At 32.9% G+C, this 17731-nt stretch carries 16 protein-coding genes and 1 other RNA gene; 9 read left to right on the top strand and 8 right to left on the bottom strand.

The features are described 5' to 3' along the window. Positions 1-201 precede the first annotated feature (201 nt). Positions 202-1023 carry a DUF3822 family protein gene (locus LUU93_RS08060; protein WP_232680124.1) on the top strand — a complete coding sequence of 274 codons (822 nt, stop codon included), beginning with the start codon at positions 202-204 and terminating at the stop codon, positions 1021-1023. After that, positions 1020-1625: an RsmD family RNA methyltransferase gene (locus LUU93_RS08055; RefSeq protein WP_232680122.1), complete on the top strand. Its 606-nt coding sequence runs from the start codon at positions 1020-1022 to the stop codon at positions 1623-1625. The genes LUU93_RS08060 and LUU93_RS08055 overlap by 4 nt, the downstream gene beginning before the upstream one ends. Positions 1626-1709: 84 nt before the next feature. On the opposite strand, the gene LUU93_RS08050 is transcribed toward LUU93_RS08055, so the two are convergent. Further along, positions 1710-3827: an outer membrane beta-barrel family protein gene (locus tag LUU93_RS08050; protein WP_232680119.1), complete on the bottom strand. Its 2118-nt coding sequence runs from the start codon at positions 3825-3827 to the stop codon at positions 1710-1712. A gap of 246 nt (positions 3828-4073) precedes the next feature. On the opposite strand from LUU93_RS08050, the gene LUU93_RS08045 reads away from it, so the two are divergent. The 3 genes from LUU93_RS08045 (at position 4074) to LUU93_RS08035 (ending at position 6418) form a co-directional block, all read left to right on the top strand. Next, complete coding sequence (locus tag LUU93_RS08045; protein ID WP_232680117.1) at positions 4074-5432, top strand: sensor histidine kinase; 1359 nt, start codon at positions 4074-4076, stop codon at positions 5430-5432. Between the two features lie 10 nt (positions 5433-5442). Beyond that, complete coding sequence (locus tag LUU93_RS08040) at positions 5443-6129, top strand: response regulator transcription factor (RefSeq protein WP_232680115.1); 687 nt, start codon at positions 5443-5445, stop codon at positions 6127-6129. A 94-nt stretch (positions 6130-6223) separates the two neighbouring features. Next, entirely contained in the window at positions 6224-6418 is a 195-nt protein-coding gene (locus LUU93_RS08035; protein ID WP_232680113.1) for a hypothetical protein, read from the top strand. Positions 6419-6489: 71 nt separating this feature from the next. Here LUU93_RS08035 and LUU93_RS08030 read toward each other — a convergent pair whose 3' ends face one another. From LUU93_RS08030 to rnpB, 3 genes are all read right to left on the bottom strand, one after another. Then, positions 6490-7407: a ketopantoate reductase family protein gene (locus LUU93_RS08030; protein WP_232680111.1), complete on the bottom strand. Its 918-nt coding sequence runs from the start codon at positions 7405-7407 to the stop codon at positions 6490-6492. A gap of 127 nt (positions 7408-7534) precedes the next feature. Then, positions 7535-8785, bottom strand: coding sequence for a cation:dicarboxylate symporter family transporter (locus LUU93_RS08025; protein ID WP_232680109.1), 1251 nt, complete (start codon positions 8783-8785; stop codon positions 7535-7537). A gap of 31 nt (positions 8786-8816) precedes the next feature. Next, an RNA gene (rnpB, locus tag LUU93_RS08020) (RNase P RNA component class A) lies at positions 8817-9138 on the bottom strand. A 126-nt stretch (positions 9139-9264) separates the two neighbouring features. Between rnpB and LUU93_RS08015 the strand changes: the two genes are divergently transcribed. Beyond that, positions 9265-9558, top strand: a complete 294-nt coding sequence (locus tag LUU93_RS08015) for an SH3 domain-containing protein (RefSeq protein ID WP_057120656.1) — start codon at positions 9265-9267, stop codon at positions 9556-9558. 409 nt (positions 9559-9967) lie between these two features. Beyond that, positions 9968-11053, top strand: a complete 1086-nt coding sequence (gene dnaX, locus LUU93_RS08010; RefSeq protein ID WP_232680108.1) for a DNA polymerase III subunit gamma/tau — start codon at positions 9968-9970, stop codon at positions 11051-11053. A 100-nt stretch (positions 11054-11153) separates the two neighbouring features. Here the strand turns inward: dnaX and LUU93_RS08005 are convergent, their stop codons facing one another. Further along, positions 11154-11300 (bottom strand): hypothetical protein, encoded by a 147-nt coding sequence (locus LUU93_RS08005; RefSeq protein ID WP_232680106.1) that lies wholly within the window; start codon positions 11298-11300, stop codon positions 11154-11156. 52 nt (positions 11301-11352) lie between these two features. Here LUU93_RS08005 and LUU93_RS08000 point away from each other — a divergent pair, with 52 nt between their 5' ends. Further along, positions 11353-11727 carry a DUF8439 domain-containing protein gene (locus LUU93_RS08000; protein WP_232680104.1) on the top strand — a complete coding sequence of 125 codons (375 nt, stop codon included), beginning with the start codon at positions 11353-11355 and terminating at the stop codon, positions 11725-11727. A 102-nt stretch (positions 11728-11829) separates the two neighbouring features. Here LUU93_RS08000 and LUU93_RS07995 read toward each other — a convergent pair whose 3' ends face one another. From LUU93_RS07995 to LUU93_RS07985, 3 genes are read right to left on the bottom strand one after another with little or no spacing between them, the layout of a single operon-like run. Next, entirely contained in the window at positions 11830-12720 is an 891-nt protein-coding gene (locus LUU93_RS07995; protein ID WP_232680102.1) for a Ppx/GppA phosphatase family protein, read from the bottom strand. Positions 12721-12755: 35 nt separating this feature from the next. After that, positions 12756-14834, bottom strand: a complete 2079-nt coding sequence (gene ppk1 / locus LUU93_RS07990; protein ID WP_232680100.1) for a polyphosphate kinase 1 — start codon at positions 14832-14834, stop codon at positions 12756-12758. A 5-nt stretch (positions 14835-14839) separates the two neighbouring features. Next, positions 14840-15325: a SixA phosphatase family protein gene (locus LUU93_RS07985; RefSeq protein WP_232680098.1), complete on the bottom strand. Its 486-nt coding sequence runs from the start codon at positions 15323-15325 to the stop codon at positions 14840-14842. Positions 15326-16155: 830 nt separating this feature from the next. On the opposite strand from LUU93_RS07985, the gene LUU93_RS07980 reads away from it, so the two are divergent. Beyond that, a partial coding sequence (locus tag LUU93_RS07980; RefSeq protein WP_232680096.1) for a PKD domain-containing protein occupies positions 16156-17731 on the top strand: 1576 nt, incomplete at its 3' end.

Here is a 17731-nt window from a genome sequence, read left to right as displayed (position 1 = left end):
AACATCCAGTAAGCTTAAATTACTTATATAACTTATATGGTTTAGAAAAAGAAAAAAATAACGAAACGATAATCCTGCGCTAACGTTCTTGTAATATTGTTTTTTAAAATTGCAATTATATTAGTTGCTTTTAAATTTGTAAGTTTGTGGTCACCTAAATTCTTTATTGAAACAAAACAGGTAACGAATTGTAAATCAATTATGTCAATACACAATACTAATATTACATCAAAAAATTACAAAAAGCTTTCGATTCAGGTTTCGCTGAACGGATTTTCTTTTTGTTGTTTTGATACCTTAAATAATACCATTACTGCGTTTAATGAAGTTCAGTTTGATACTCCTCAAAAACAAAATAAAATTGAAGATTTATATGCATCAGCATTTAAAAACTATCCTGAATTAAAAGAAACTTACGACGACATTTTAGTCATTCATAATAACAATCTTTCGACTTTTGTGCCAACGCCATTATTTGATGAAGATTATTTAGGAAGTTATCTGCAGTATACCACAAAAGTGTTTGAGACAGATTTTTTTACTTTCGATCAAATCACAAATTACGATATGCATTCGGTTTACATTCCGTATATCAATATCAATAATTTTTTAATTGATACCGTTGGTTCTTTCGATTACAAACACGTAAACAGTATTTTAGTCGAGAAAATTTTGGAAGGATCAAAAAACAACGACGAGAAAAAAATGGTGGTTAATTTTAACCCTGAGCATTTTGAAATTATCGTCGTACAAAATCAAAAGTTATTGTTATTCAACTCTTTTGAATATCAAACTCCTGAGGATTTTATTTATTACATTCTTTTTACAGCCGAGCAATTAAATCTAAATCCAGAGATTTTTCAATTGGAACTACTTGGAACAATTCACCAAAACGATCCGTTTTACGACATTGCTTACAAATACATTCGTAATATTTCTTTTCTTGACGTTAGCACCTTAAAAGAAAAGAACAACTATACAACAGCTCAGAATCAAAAACATTATATCTTATTTCAATCATGAGAATCATTTCAGGGAAATACAAAGGGCGTAGGATATTCCCACCAAAAAACCTTCCTGTAAGACCTACGACTGATATGAGTAAAGAAGCATTGTTTAATGTTTTGAATAATCATTTTAGTTTTGACGGCTTAAAGGTTTTAGATTTATTTTCGGGAACCGGCAATATCAGTTATGAATTCGCTTCACGCGGAAGCGCACCAATTACCTCAATCGACGGTGATTTTGGATGCGTTAAATTCATCAAACAAGTTTCATCAGAATACGATTTTGACATTGCAGCCACTAAAAGTGACGTTTATAAGTTTCTGGAAAACTGCAAAACTTCGTATGATATTATTTTTGCCGATCCACCTTACGGATTAGATCAAACCGCTTTTGAGAAAATTGTTCTTACTGTTTTTGAAAAAGAATTACTTTCAGAAGATGGAATGATGATTATTGAACATTCAAAATATACTAAAATGGATCATTTAAGTAATTTTTCATTTCAGAAAAGTTACGGCGGTTCGTTTTTCAGTTTCTTCGAATTGAATTCTACAGATGATGATGAAGAACTTCCGGGTGAATCTCCTTTAAAAATTGTTGAAGAAGACGAAGGATAATTTATATCAATTTTCAAATTTTTAAAATCCCAAATTCCAAACTTCAATTGGAATTTGGGATTTTAAATTTTGGAATTTTTCATTTTATCGAATTCTACTTTCGTTTTCATTCACATTCGTTTCCTTGAATTCAGTTTCTTTTACTTTCCCAAAAGAATATTTAACCGAGATTGAAATTTCATGAGCATCAACTACATATCTTGCTTTTGAACTGGTATCATTAATGGTGAATTCTTCTGTTTCAATTACATTTTTAAAAACATTATTACAGATCAAAGTACAGTTCCATTTTTTTAAGAATGTTTTAGAAAGCGCCATATCTACAACAAATCTGGGATTTCTTTCAAAAACACCTTTCTTTTGTTCTGTTAATCCCCAAAAACTTAAAACGAAAGTATATTCCTTTGGAAGCTTAAATTCGTTGTTGGAATAATAATATAAATACGGTTTTGAATCTAAAAATTCAGCCGAAGGATCTTCTGTTTTTTCGAGAATAAAAACCAGCGAATTGGTTGTTGTCCAAATTTTATAGGTAAAAGGCAGTTCAAAATCAAGACTTAAACCCGCTTCTTTATCAAAATTTATATCTTTAAAAGTCATTATATTTTTTTCTTTATCATAAAGAAAACTATTATAAACCGGATTTTTATTTTGCCAATAACTCACTTTTACTGATTTATCATTGTATTGAAAAGTCGACGAAATTTCATTATTAAATGTTGGTCCCAAATTGATATTACTGGCGTATATAAAATACGGATTTATATAAGTCGCAATATTACTTAACGATGAATAATTGGGACGCGAAATGCTTTTGGCATAATTTAAACTAATGTTTTTTGTGCTGTCTATTGCCATAGAAAGCTGCACTTTCGGGAAAAGATTCGTGTAATTTTTATCGATCAAAGCCGAAGCATCTGTTCTATATTTTCCGCTTACATTGGTATTTTCAACTCTAAGTCCGGCAGAAAAACTGATCTTTTTAATTTTTCCCGAAAGCTGTGTATAAGCCGCTGAATTCTCTTCTTTAAAATCATAATCTAAAGCCGTATTTTCATTTTCTTCGAAATCAAAAATATTAGTATTTGATTTGGATTTTGCTGCAGAATAAAGTCCGCCGTATTCCAGATTCATTTCGTTTTTAAACTTTTTTTCTAAATCAATTCTTCCCGAAAAAACATCAACATTAAATTTTTGGTTTCGGTTTTGAGACAAAGCAAATTCAGTATCATTATAATTATTTTCGACCATCGTTACTAAATTCTGTTGAAAATTCGAATATTGAAAACCTGCAAAAAGCTGCGTATTAATTGCTTTTATCTTTTTTGAATAATTCAGAAATGAGTTTACAAAATTCTTTTTACTCGAATTATCGCTCCAGGTTAGAACGTTGTTTTCAATGTTTTGATTTTTATTATACGTAAAAGTATTTATAGGAAAAGTGTCTGATCGAAGTCTGGAACTAACATTAAACGAAAAATAATCGTCGTCATTTATTTTGTAAAATAAACCGCCTCCAAAAACATATTGTTTACGTTTTGTTTCGGCCATAACATCATACTTAGATGCAATGCCTGCATTTTGAATTTGATAATCAATGCTATGACTTTCCCACGGATTGAGTCTATTATAATTGAAATTAGCTTTCCATTCGAATTTGTTTTTCTTGAAACTCGTATTCAATCCCAGATAATTATTATAGTTTTTCTTGAAGGAAGCCACTTCAGAAATCTCAGTTCTAAAACTATCTTTTTTACTGAATTTTCGAGTAATCAAAATTACCGAACGACCTTCGGCTTCATATTTTGCAGACGGATTCTGAATGATTTCTATCGTTTTAATATCGGCGGGAGCCAAAGCATTTAAATCGTTTATTCCCACTTTTTGATTGTCAATATAAATCAACGGATTTCCTTTGCCAACAACAGTAATATTTTCTTTATCTGAACTTACCTGAACGGTTGGCAGTTTTGCCAGTAAATCAACTGTATTTGGAATTGAATTGTAAACAGAACTTGTAACATCAACTTTAATGTTTCCGTTTGTATTGGTAAACGTTTTTTTGTTTTGAGTGATAACAACTTCTTTTAATTGTCCATTTGAAATGGAATCTTTTGGCGTTTCATTTTGTGCCTTTGCGGCAAATGAAAGACAAAAAAGTAAAAACGCAAGAAGAAGTTTTAAGGACAGATAACGATTCATTTTTAAAAGTTTTTTTTTTGTAATGATGCAAAAATGCTTCTAAAAAAGGGCTGCGTAGGTTAATTGAAGGTTAATGCGGAGTTAACGTCATTTTTGTTCCATAAAAGCATTATTTTTGGGTGGAGAAAATGGGCCGCAGATTTTACGAATTAAACGGGTTTACGCTGGTTTATTTTTTAAGATTTAGTTTAAATATAATCTGTGTAAACCCGTTTAATCCGTGTCATCCGCGAGCAAAAAAACAAAATGAAACAAAGAATCAATTTATTAATAGCATTTTCGGTTGTCGCGCTGATCGTTTTATCGACTGTGCAATGCTATTTGGTAAAAACCACTTACGATTATAAAGTGGCGCAGTTTCATACGCAGATTAAAAATGAAATTGCTCAGATTTCTAATAATTACAGTGACATTGATTCGGTTTTAGTTTCCAGAAAAGAAGCACTTTATACTAATTTATCCGAGAAATACATTCAGGGAAAAAATTCTAAAACTGACATTAAAAAAGGGATTTTAGAAAATGAATACCGAAGCGCATTGACAGCACAAATTCAGCGAAAATTCGAAAGAGATTTACCTAATTTTAAAATCGATTTTGCAATTGTTCTCAACAAATTTATTTTATACAAAAACACCAAAAAAGCCGATACTATTTTTTCTGAAAAGCCTTTTATTCGAAACAAATTATACGGAAATCTGGCTTCTCTAAATCATGCTTTTTTAGTCCGAAATTATGTTGGAACTACAAACGGAACTTTTGAAAATCAGGAATACCAATTATTGACGGAAGATTCGATGTACGTTTCGGTTATCGACTGGGAAATGATTATTTTAAGGCGAATGGCTTTTATTCTGGTTTTGTCTTTATTCTCGATTCTCACGCTTATAACGCTTTTTGTAATTGCACTTAAAGCTTTAATAAAACAGAAAAAAGTAAGCGATGTAAAAACCGATTTTATCAATAATATTACACACGAGCTTAAAACGCCTTTGGCAACTTTAGGGATTTCGACCAAAATTCTGGAGCAGAAAAACATTCGTGAAAACGATGAAAATTTCAATGCTATTATCAATACAATTTCTCGTCAAAACAATCGTCTTCAAAGTTTAATCGATCAGGTTATGGCAAATTCATTGGCAGAAAATGAAATCGAACTGCAAAAAGAAAAAATTGAAACAGAAGATTTCCTGCTTTCTATTGTAAATGATTTTAAAATCACGTATCCTAAAATTGATATTAAAACTGATTTTCAGACTCAAAAAACGAATTTGATTCTGGATAAATTTCATTTAACAACGGCTCTTTTAAATGTTTTGGAAAATGCTGTAAAATACGGTTCGAACACGATTATTGTAAAAACGAAACAAGTTGAAAATCAATTTTCGATTAGTATTGAAGATAACGGGATTGGAATTTCTAAAAATAATCAATCGCTGCTTTTTGAGAAATTTTATCGTGTTGAACAAGGAAATCTGCACAACACAAAAGGTTTAGGTTTAGGATTGTATTATGTGGATCAAATCGTAAAAGCACATCAGGGTTCTGTTAATGTGATTAGTGATTTAGGAAAAGGAACTCAGTTTACTATTTTATTAAAAGTTTAATTACCATATTTTGAAAAAATTACTTTTAGCTGAAGACGATCATGATTTTGCAGCAATTTTAAAACAATATTTAGAACTTCATCAATTTGAAGTAATCTGGGCAGAAAACGGCGAAATAGCTTTAGACTATTTTAAAAACCAGACTTTTGATATTTGTGTTTTTGATGTAATGATGCCCAAATTAGACGGGTTTTCACTGGCCGAAAAAATAATTACAATCAATCCCGAAACTCCCTTTATTTTTTTAACGGCAAAAAAGTTAAAAGAAGACAAAATTATTGGATTAAAACTAGGTGCAGACGATTATATCGTGAAACCTTTTGAGGTCGATGAACTGGTGCTGCGCCTGCAGAATATATTGAAAAGAATCGAGCAAAAGAGAAGTCTGGACGGAAATAATATAATTGAAATTGGTTCGTATATTTTTGATAACGAACGTTTAACGCTCAATAATAAAAATCATGTGCAGCAGCTTACAGAGAAAGAAGCGGCTCTTATTGAATATTTATATCTCAATCATAATCAGTTATTAAAGAGAGATGAAATTTTAATGTCTGTCTGGAAAAAAGACGATTATTTTTCAGGAAGAAGCATGGATGTTTTTATCAGCAGGCTAAGGAAATATTTTAATTCAGATCCAAACATAAGTATTGAAAGTGTTCGAAATATTGGTTTGGAATTTAAAATTCAAAAGTAATCCTGCAAATCATATAAAATTAGCTAAACAATTGTGTAACAACATATAACGATTAAAATCCTATATTTGTTAATAACTTAAAAATCTAAAAATCATGAACCTAAAAAGATTTTTCGGAGGGTTATTGACGATCCTCGGGATTGTAGGACTTATATATACAGCTGTCATTTTTGCCGGCGCATCAGCAGAAACCAGAGATATCAAATCGGTAATTATTTACGGCATTTTAGGAATTGTTTTCTTTACGTCAGGAATCAGTCTGGTTCGTACAACAAAGGACGAATCCTAATTTTTTTTAACACATAGAAACATAGTTTAATAAAACTAAAAAAACTATGCTTCTATGTGTTTAAAAGAAAATCATTTAACCAAAACGGCGGCAATCTTTTCGTAAAGAGGAGTTTTTACGCCGTATTTTTTTCCTTCGCTCACAACGTATTGTGTAAGCGAAATGGCTTCGGTATTTTTTCCTGCCAGTAAATCTCTGTGCATAGATGAAGTAGCTTCTTTTGGCGATTTTTCTAATTTTTGAATAGTCTGCGCTACAATATCATGCGGTAATTTTAGGCCTTTTGCCTGCGCCACATCTTCAATTTCATGAAGTAATTCGATATAGGTTACTTTCGATTCTGAATTGCTTAAAATTTCACCAATATTTTGGTTTAAATACGAAGTTGCTGATGCTAAAGCTGAAATAAAAATGAATTTTTCCCAAACGGTTTCTTCAATATTTTCAACTAAATAGCTTTCTATTTTTGCTTTTTGCAGAATATGAAGTAATTCTTCTAATTTTGAAAATGGAGTTGTTTTAGATCCAAAAAACATTTTTTCATAAAACCCGATCCTACGAATGGTTCCAGGCGAAAAAATCATCGAAACAATATAAACACAGCCTAGTAAAACTTCATTATCGGGCACTATTTTTTTAATTCTTTCCTGCGCATCAACTCCATTGTATAACGGAAGAACTATGGTTTCTTTTTTAATGCAGTTTTTTAAAGAAGTAAAACTTTCTTCAATATCATATGTTTTTGTTGCGCATATTAAATAATCCAATACACCAATTTCTGACGGATTATTCGAAACTAAATTCGGACGAACAATCGTTTCAGAATCATCGGTTACAATCTTTAATCCGTTTTCGGCAATCGCTTTTTGAGTTTCGCCGCGTGCGATAAAAATGATTTCAACATCATCAGATTTTTGATAGGCTTTCGCCAAAAGTCCGCCGAAATAACCTCCAACGCCTCCAAGTCCTAAAATTCCAATTCTTTTCATAAAATTTCAATTTAATGCCATGAATTAATGCCGCAAAGGCGCTAAGTCACAAAGTATTTTTTAATCTCGCGAAGCTCAAAAAGAAAAACAAAAACTTAGTGTCTTTGTGTCTTAGTGGCTAAACAAATTATTCCTCCAAAACAGGATTCAAATCAAGCTCTGTAAAATCGTGTTCTGTTTTCGAAATTATAATCGTTGCGACAGTATTTCCAATTAAGTTTGTAATGGCTCTCGCTTCGCTCATAAATTTATCAACTCCTAATAAAAAAGCCAAACCTTCTACAGGAATTTTATGCAGCGCTGTTAAAGTTGATGCTAAAACAATAAATCCGCTTCCGGTTACGCCTGCCGCGCCTTTTGACGTAATCATCAAAATACCAATAACGGTCAGGATTTCGAAGAAACTCAAATGCACATCATACAACTGCGCCAAAAATATTACCGACATCGACAAGTAAATCGAAGTTCCGTCGAGATTAAAGGAATATCCTGTTGGAATTACCAATCCCACAACCGATTTACTGCAGCCCATTCTTTCGAGTTTAATCATAATACTTGGCAGAGCGGCTTCTGAAGATGAAGTTCCTAAAACCAGTAAAAGTTCTTCTTTTATATATTTTAAAATCGAAAGTATACTTATTTTATAATAGCGTAGAATTGTTCCTAAAATTAGGAAAACAAACAATGCCATGGTGAGATAAACACAAAGCATTAATTTTCCAAGCGGAATCAAAGTTGCTAATCCGAATTTTCCAATCGTATAAGCCATTCCGCCAAAAGCACCAATTGGAGCGAGGTACATGACATATTTTAAACCGAGGAAAACCACGTTTGAAATTCGTTCTAAAATTAAAATGGTCTGTTCTCTTTTTTGATAAAAATTCAAGGCAATTCCGCAGACAATTGCCGCCAGTAAAACCTGCAGCGTAAAATTGGAAAAGAAAAACTGAATCCATGAAAAATCCTTTGCGCTTCCATTTGTATATTGGCTTGCGTCGCCAAGAGCCAGTCCCGACTTATCAATTTTTCCGGGCTGAAATAAATAAGCAACTGCAACACCAATTGCTAATGCAACGGTTGAAACTACTTCAAAATATCCTAAAGCTTTAACGCCAATTCGTCCGACTTTTTTTAGATTTCCCATTCCGGAAATGCCTAAAACAATGGTCAAAAATATAATCGGGCCAATAAATAGTTTGATAATATCGACAAACCTTTCGCCTACAATTTTCATTTTCACACCATTATCCGGCGAAAAATGTCCGAGTAAAACACCGGCAATAATGGCTATTAAAACCCAAAATGTCAGGTTGGTAGTTATAGTTTGAAAAAGGCCTTTGTTAGCTTTTGAAACAGGATTTGGAGTAGTTATATTCATCAAGATAGATTAGAGTCTTTCACAAATATATAAAAAAAGCAGACCTATAAGCCGGATTCTGTCCCTGATAAATCAAGGCCTTATCATTTATCTAGATTCCGCATTACTGCGAAACTCAAGCTACCTACCCTTCAACAACGGACGAGAAGCCCTTAAATGCTGATATACTTGGTATTTCACCGCATAGAGTTTACCTGGTTTCACTACAGCATTACCTGTACATACTTTCTGCTGCACTTGTCCTAATCCCGATCGAGATCGGGACCGACGGGCGTTACCCGCTATGCTTCTCTGTGGTGTCCGGACTTTCCTCTCTTCCGATGAATCGGAACAGCGATAAGGCGGTCTGCGCTGCAAAAGTAACACTTTATAGACTAAGAATAATGATTTTAAATTTCTGAATTTCATTTAATTTTCGTAACATTTTAATTTTAAAATAGTTATCTTTAAAATTCCGTAATTTTTAAATTTAGTTTATTATGAAAAGAATGTATCATTACGCAACTGTTTCAAAGGCTTTAGATCAATTGAATGAGAAAGGATTTACTTGTGATTTTAATCGAAATGCAGACATGATTAAAAAGAATCCTGAGAAATTTGAAATTGTTCATGTGTATCGATACGAAGGGGAATCTGACCCCGGCGATGAGGCAGTTGTATACGGAATTAAGTCCGTAAACGGTAAAAAGGGCGTTTATGTAGCAGGTTTTTCCGCCGATTCAGATCAGGAAACTGCCAAATTTTTATTTGATTTAAGTATTAGGGGAAGGTAATTTTTAATGATTACATCCAGTTTTGTCATTTCGACGAAAGGAGAAATCACACTCGTAATTCGACAAAGATTGAAGACAAACTATGCGGAGTTTCTGGTGCGATTTCTCTTTTCGTCGAAATGACATAAACGTTGAAATTTCTACAATTAATCTACTAATCATTGACTGCTTTATTGGTCAAATATATTTAGTCCTTTTTCTTTTTGATTTTAAACTTTCGAGATGATTTTTAGGTGCTTATTAAGGTTAAACTTTCTAGTAAAAGTATAAAAATCATGTTTATAAAATGAAATTAAAAAACCTTACTTTCACAAACTCAAAGCACTCAAAATCTTCTCTAATATTTATGATTTTCATATTTGTGATTTGGTAATTTTCAGACTATATTTGCTATCGAATAAAAAAGAATATGGAACAATTTGTAGTATCGGCTCGTAAATACCGCCCGCAGACCTTTAAGGATGTTGTGGGGCAGAAAGCCATTACCAACACGTTGTTGAATGCTATTGACAGCAATCACCTTGCTTCTGCTCTTTTATTCACCGGACCGCGTGGAGTTGGAAAAACTACCTGCGCCCGTATTCTGGCCCGTAAAATAAACCAGCCCGGGTATGATGATCCAACTGAGGATTTTGCTTTTAACGTTTTTGAGTTAGATGCTGCTTCAAACAACTCGGTTGATGATATTCGTAACCTTATTGATCAGGTTCGAATCCCGCCTCAAACCGGACAATATAAAGTATATATTATTGACGAGGTTCATATGTTGTCTTCGGCTGCTTTTAATGCTTTTCTTAAAACATTAGAAGAACCGCCAAAACATGCTATTTTTATTTTAGCTACAACAGAAAAACACAAAATCATTCCAACGATTTTATCTCGTTGTCAGATATTTGATTTCAAAAGAATTACCGTAAAAGATGCTAAAGAACATTTAGCTGATGTTGCTCAAAGTCAAGGAATCAATTTTGAAGATGATGCTTTGCACATTATTGCTCAAAAAGCAGATGGTGCCATGCGTGATGCTTTATCTATTTTTGACCGTGTGGTTTCGTATTGCGGAACTAACTTAACACGTCAGGCTGTAACAGAAAATCTAAATGTTTTAGATTACGAAACTTATATCACTGTTACAGATTTGATCCTGGAAAATAAAATTCCGGATCTTTTAATTGCCTACAACGATATCCTTTCTAAAGGTTTTGACGGACATCATTTTATTGCCGGATTAGCGTCTCATTTTAGAGATTTGTTAGTGAGCAAAACTCCTGCAACTATTGCTTTATTAGAAGTTGGTGAACAGGCACAGCAAATGTATGGCGTTCAGTCTCAAAAATGTTCTCAGGAATTTTTATTGAAAGGGATTGACATTGCAAACGACTGCGATTTAAAATATAAACTGAGTCAGAATCAGCGTCTTTTAGTCGAATTATGTTTGATGCAATTAGCCTCTATCAACTTTGATGGAGAAAAAAAAAAGCTGAGCAATTCATAATTCCGCCTGCTTATTTTAAAAACGGAAGTTTTTCTATTGTTGAAGTCCAAAGTCCAAAGTCGAAAGTCGAAAATCAAACAGAAGAAAAAATCAATGGCAATCAAAATGACAATGGCAATTCTGATGTAAATACTACAACGCAAACTCCTGTTACAGAAACTCCAAAAGTTGAAATTCCTGAAATTCCAAGGGCTGAAATTGGCGGTGAACCTAAAGTTTCTGCATTTTCTTTGGCGAGTATCCGCAAGAAAAAAGAATTAGAACAAAGCAGTAAATCTTACGTTAAACCTACATCTGTTTTGCCTACCGAAGAATTTACAGAAACTGAAATGCTTGTGCAGTGGAATAAATATGCAGAACGTTTAGGTCAAAAAGGTTTAAAGATCATGGAATCGATCTTATTAATCAACGATCCTGTTTTAAATGGAACCAACATCACTTACGAACTTCCAAACGAAGGTTCTAAGCTAGAATTCGAAAGTCAGATGAATGCGCTTTTAGGGCATTTAAGAGGTCACCTGCACAATCATGATATTACAATTGAAGTAATTGTAAATGAAAAAGTTGAAGCTAAAAGAAGTTTCAACGATCAGGACAGGTACAATCGTCTGCATGAAATCAATCCAAACATTGAACTTTTGCGTTCTACATTTGGGTTGGATTTACCTAGTTAATATGTTTTTTTTGCCGCGAATTACACGAATTTCCATGAATTAATTTCAACTCTTTTGCGGAAAAATTCGTAGAAATTCGTGTAATTTGCGGCTCAAAAAATCTTAAATTTTACCGTAATACATCGCTTTTACGATTCCGTCAGAAAGTCCAATTTTAGGAACATAAATCTGGCGCGCCCCACTCCATTTCATTGCATTAAGATAAATGCGTGTTGCGTGAATAATTACGTCGGCACGATCAGAGTTTAAACCTAATTCAGCAATTCTTTGTTCGTAAGTCAATGAATTTAAAAAGGCATATTGAGAATTGATGTAAATGTATGAAAGTGGTTTTTCCTGCTGTTTTCCAGACATTTTAAACAGTTTATTGATATTTCCTCCAGAACCAATTAAGGTAACTTCGTCATAATCTGCTGTATTGGTTTTAATCCATTTTTCGATTTCATCCCAAACTACATCGTGAACCATATTATTAAGTAAACGAACGGTTCCGGCCTTAAATGATCTTGAACTGATCATTTTTCCGTCAGAGAACAAAGTAAATTCAGTACTTCCACCACCAACATCTACAAAAAGATACGTCTCGTCTGTTTTTAATAAATGATGTAAATCAGTAGAAGCAATAATTGCGGCTTCTTTTTTACCATCAATAATTTCAATTTTAATGTCGGCTTTTTTCTTGATTAAAGCTACAACTTCTTTTGCATTATAAGCTTCCCGCATTGCCGAAGTTGCAAATGCCATATAACGTTCTACTTTATGTACTTTCATCAAAAGGTTAAATGCTTTCATGGCATCAACCATTCGATCTATATTTTCTGGCGAAATTTCACCTACTGTAAAGGCGTCTTGTCCCAAACGTATTGGAACACGAACAAGTGAACTTTTATTAAACTGAGGTTCTTTTCCTTCTTGTTCTACAACATTCGATATCAGAAGCCTCATGGCGTTTGACCCAATATCTATTGCAGCAAATTTCCTTATATTAATCATGCTCACTTTATGATTTGTAATTGAATTTTAATTATTTAGTTTACTTTTTCAGGAGCCTCTTCTTGTACCGCAATTTTATCTTGATAATACTTATAGGTTTCAAATTGTGCTCTAAATGGGGCATGATGATTTCGAGGTTTATATTTATTATCTAATTTGTATGAATGATATCTTACTTTTACATTTCCTTTCCATGCAATATTGAAATTGTCTATTAATTCTTTTTTGATTTCATGATCGTAAACCGGACATGTTACTTCTACTCTTCCGTCAAGGTTTCTTGTCATGAAATCAGCTGAGGAAATATAAACCTCGTTTAGACCTGCATTTCCAAAAATGTATATTCTTGAATGTTCCAGGTAATTATCGACAATACTTATGGCTTCAATATTTTCGCTCATTCCCGGAATTCCCGGAATCAGTGAACAAATCCCTCTTACCTGAAGCTGAATTTTTACTCCTGCATTACTAGCTTCATATAGTTTATCGATCATTTTAAAATCTGATAAGCTATTCATTTTTAATTTGATAAATGTTTTTCTTCCGGCTAATGCATGAAGAATTTCACGATCTATCAGTTTTACAAATTTTGTTCTTGTGTAATGCGGCGAAATGATTAAATGTTTATATCTGTGAATTCTGTAATTGATATCAAAGAATTCGAATATTTTTGAAATATCTTTTAAAATTCCCTGATGACATGTAAAAAGTGTTACATCAGTATAAATTTTAGCCGTTGCCTCGTTAAAGTTTCCTGTCGAAATAAAACCGTAACGACGATTTTTTCCATCCTCAGTTCTTTCGATTACACATATTTTACTGTGCACTTTAAGGCCTTTTATTCCAAAAATAAGTTCTATACCTTCAGTCTGCATCTGTTCTGCATACGAAATATTCGAAGCTTCGTCAAAACGTGCCTGAAGCTCAATTTGAACGACTACTTTTTTACCATTTTTAGCTGCATTAATTAATGAACTAATAATTTGTGAGTTCTTTGCCAAACGATATAACGTAATTTTGATACTGGTAACTTTTGGGTCTAAAGCAGCTTCACGTAAAAATTTCGTCAAGTACGAAAATGATTGATAAGGAGCGTGCAGCAAATAGTCTTTTTTGTTGATTTTTTCCAAAATACTTCCGTCAAGGCTCAAGCCCGGAACCGGCAGAGGTTCATTAGGCTTATAAAGTAAATCGTAACGTCCTAAATTTGGAAAACTCATATAATCGCGGCGATTGTGATACCTTCCTCCGGGGATTATACTGTCTGTTTCAACAATTTTCATTTTATCTAAAAAGAAACGCAAAGTATCTTCTTCGATTAAACTGTCATAAATAAAACGAACCGGCTCCCCAATTCGGCGGTCTTTTACTGATGAAGCGATTTTTTCCAGCATACTTTTGCTCAAATCACTATCTATATCTAACTGTGCATCGCGCGTAATTTTGATCATGTGTGCCGAAACACTTTTATAATCGAATATATTAAAGATGTTTTTTAGTTTATAACGAATAACATCATCAATTAAAATTACGTACTGTTTATCATCTTCAGAAGGAAGCACGACAAATCTGTTTATGGTTTTAGGAATTTCAATTAAAGCGTAACGAACCTCGTCATTTTTTAATTCCAGACGCACGGCTAAATATCCTAAAGTATCCTTTAAAACCGGAAAAACAGCTAGGTCATTCAAAATAATGGTAACTAATTCGGGACTTAATTTTTGCATAAAAAAGTCCTTTAGAAAACATTCCTGTTTTGCTGTGATTTGATCTTCGTTTATAATAAATATATTTTCTGCTTCGAGCTCAGCTTCGATATTTCCCAGAATACGTAAGCTTTCCGATTGCTGCTGAATTACAATTTCTGTAATATCCTTAATTAATTGATGAGCAGAGACTCCGCCTAAATATTTTTCGCCGGAAATTCCGGAAAGGCTCAATCTTCGAATTGCGGCATATCGAACTCTAAAAAATTCATCTAAATTGTTTGAAAAAATTCCAACAAAACGAAGTCTGTCTAAAAGCGGAACCGTATTATCTGCGGCTTCCTGAAGTACTCTTGCATTAAACGCTAACCAGCTTTTTTCTCTATCGATATATTTCTGTTCGTACACTTGATTTATTTTAGGTCTTTGGGGAATAATGTTTTATTGGTTTTGCCTTTATTAATTGAGTCCCAGCTTTCTGAATCAAATTGCAATGAAACAAAGCCAGAGGTCGGGACATTATCAATAAAAACATCCCCAAATTTATTAACAAAATTTGTAATAGCCTCGTTATGTCCAAAAAGAATAACGCTTTCTAAACTATTATCACATGATTTGATAACTTTTTCCAGTTGTCTTTCATCAAAAGTATAAAGATCATCTTTATAAACGATACTTTCTATAGGGTATGAAATGTTTTGTGCAAAAATTACAGCTGTTTCTGAGGCACGTGCAGCTGTACTGCTCCATATAATGTAAGTCTTAGGAAGATATTTTGAAATATGTGTCGAAACTTCGTGGGCATCCAAAATCCCTTTCTTCATTAAAGGCCTGTCGAAATCTTTTAAAGGAGCTTCCCAACTTGATTTTGCATGACGTATTAAAATTAAATTTTTCATAAACAGAAGGTTTAAAAACCGCAAAAAATGGCTGCGATTTTATTTAAGTTCTAATTTACAAAAGATATTTTAATACTTCTCTTTTTTTTATTTCTGTTAACATTAAATGAAAATTTTAACAAGAATAAATTATTCTCAAAATTTTAACAATACAAAAAAATTGATTTTTCCATTTATAAAAAAAATGTACTTCGTCTATTAAAAATGCATTTTGTCGACATTTTGAATTTGGCAATAAATTAACCAAATAATTAATCATTAACCATTTAATACCGATTAAGTAACATTGTTTTTATCAAAAAGCAGGGAAAAATCAGTATTAATTTTTCGTCAAACCTGTCAAAAAAATGTTTTTTTGAGCCAATTTTTAATAAAAAAAGAGCAGTTAAACGAGTTTTTAGGTTAGTTACAGATAAAAAAAATCAAATAGAAAAACTCTAATATAACTTTGATTCTGTTAAAATGTCAAAAATATAACAAACAACAAAACAACTTATAATAATCAAAAACCTACTTTCTGTGAAGTGGTAAAATTATCAAAATTGTAAGTTATTTTTTTATCAGGGCGCAAGATGTGATTTAATGTACTATTTGTCCGTTAAAACAATAAAATAGGACTTATTCTCCATCTCTTAAAAGATCTATTAACCGTTAAGTTAAACATTTCGGAAACAAAAGAATCAAATTAAGTTTTTTACATCACCATTATTTCTAAATCAATTCTATAGTCGATTTACCTAATTACCATTAAACAATCATAGTCCGTTAAAAGTGACTATACCCTCTAAGAATCTTAAAGTAAAAGTATTAAAGTTTAAAAATTAGAGATTATGAAAAACATTACTTCTTTTAAAAATATTAATATTAAGAACGTTCTCATAACGTTAATTCTAATATTTAATATCCATTTATCGTTTTCACAAGTAGATTTAAGAACCTGCGGTTATAGCTGTACATCAAACAATTACACATTGACGGATGTATTTCTTAGTCTGTCTAATGTAAATGGAACGCCTATAACTAATACCACTTGTACAATTGGACAGGTACAGCAGGTATATATCTATCTTAATTATTCTTCAAATTCGAGTTCCAGTATTCATTATGCAAGGTTAAACTCAGATTTACAGATAAATGGTGTTACTACTTTTTTGAATGTTTTATTAGGTGACATAGTTCCCGGAAGCAATAAAAAGTTAATATACGGTCCGTTCAATTGGACTTGTGGTGATGAATTAAGCCTGGAAAATACTATTATTGCCTGGAAAACAAATAAAAATAATGATCCTGGTCCAAATTATACCTGCAGTTCTTACACCAATTCTCAATGTGACTATACAAACACTTTTACCATTTCTAAGCCTTTAGCCGTTCAGTTTACTTATAAAGCGTGTACCGTTGGAACAAACATAACTGTTAGTTTTACATCAACTACAAACGGAGGTAAAACCCCATACACTTATGCCTGGGATTTTAAAAATGACGGAGGTGCGCCAGATTCAACCTTACCAAACCCAACTTATACTTATACAACTTCTAACAACACAGCCAAACTAACTGTCACTGATTCTCAGAACTTATCAAATTCATACATTCTTCCTATAATCGCGCCTACGGAACTGATATTAAGCGAAACCCATACAACAGTAAGCTGCGGCGGAGGTACGTCTAATATTACCTTAGGGGTTACAGGCGGAACTCCCGGCTATAGTTACTTATGGAGTAATGGTGCAGTCACTAAAGATTTAAATAATGTTGCTGCCGGAACATATACAGTAACTGTAACTGACAGTAACAATTGTTCTAAACAGCTGACTGTAACTATACCTAGTGGAGATTCTATTAAACCAGTAATTGATCCGCTGCCAGATCCTACTACAATTAATTGTCCGGAAATTCCAGTATTTGCTCAAGCTACAGCAACTGACAATAGCGGTACAGTAACATCATTAACTTATACAGATCAGAGTAATCCTGGTTCTTGTACCGGTACATATTCAATAACCAGAACATGGACTGCAAAAGATGCCTGCGACAACACATCACTTCCTGTAAGTCAAACCATAAATGTAGTAGACGTTACAGCTCCAGCTTGGACAACACAAAGCGGATCTCTAAACCAGACTGTTGAATGCAGCAATGCCGAAGCTCTGGCTGCTGCACAGGCTTTATTCCCTGCTGCTGCTGATTTATGTGATGCTGATGTTTCTAATATTGAAAAAGTAAGCGGACAGTTCACAGCCTCTGAGGGATGCTCAAATGCCGGAACCTATACCAACACCTGGACCGTAAAAGACGACTGCGGCAATACTTCTGATACTTTTACTCAGGTTATTACCATTGAAGATACAGCGGCTCCTGTATGGTCTACTCAGGCAGGGGCTCTAAACCAGACTGTTGAATGCA

Source organism: Flavobacterium soyae (assembly GCF_021245985.1).
In the GTDB taxonomy this organism is placed as follows: Bacteria; Bacteroidota; Bacteroidia; order Flavobacteriales; family Flavobacteriaceae; genus Flavobacterium; species Flavobacterium soyae.
This window is presented reverse-complemented; position numbering and strand designations above follow the sequence as displayed.

Bases quoted from the DNA above. Each gene is read 5' to 3' on its own strand.
- LUU93_RS08060 (WP_232680124.1), top strand. From the start codon at position 202: ATGTCAATACACAATACTAATATTACATCAAAAAATTACAAAAAGCTT.
- LUU93_RS08055 (WP_232680122.1), top strand. From the start codon at position 1,020: ATGAGAATCATTTCAGGGAAATACAAAGGGCGTAGGATATTCCCACCA.
- LUU93_RS08050 (WP_232680119.1), bottom strand. From the start codon at position 3,827: ATGAATCGTTATCTGTCCTTAAAACTTCTTCTTGCGTTTTTACTTTTT.
- LUU93_RS08045 (WP_232680117.1), top strand. From the start codon at position 4,074: ATGAAACAAAGAATCAATTTATTAATAGCATTTTCGGTTGTCGCGCTG.
- LUU93_RS08035 (WP_232680113.1), top strand. From the start codon at position 6,224: ATGAACCTAAAAAGATTTTTCGGAGGGTTATTGACGATCCTCGGGATT.
- LUU93_RS08030 (WP_232680111.1), bottom strand. From the start codon at position 7,407: ATGAAAAGAATTGGAATTTTAGGACTTGGAGGCGTTGGAGGTTATTTC.
- LUU93_RS08025 (WP_232680109.1), bottom strand. From the start codon at position 8,785: ATGAATATAACTACTCCAAATCCTGTTTCAAAAGCTAACAAAGGCCTT.
- LUU93_RS08015 (WP_057120656.1), top strand. From the start codon at position 9,265: ATGAAAAGAATGTATCATTACGCAACTGTTTCAAAGGCTTTAGATCAA.
- dnaX (WP_232680108.1), top strand. From the start codon at position 9,968: ATGGAACAATTTGTAGTATCGGCTCGTAAATACCGCCCGCAGACCTTT.
- LUU93_RS07995 (WP_232680102.1), bottom strand. From the start codon at position 12,720: ATGATTAATATAAGGAAATTTGCTGCAATAGATATTGGGTCAAACGCC.
- LUU93_RS07985 (WP_232680098.1), bottom strand. From the start codon at position 15,325: ATGAAAAATTTAATTTTAATACGTCATGCAAAATCAAGTTGGGAAGCT.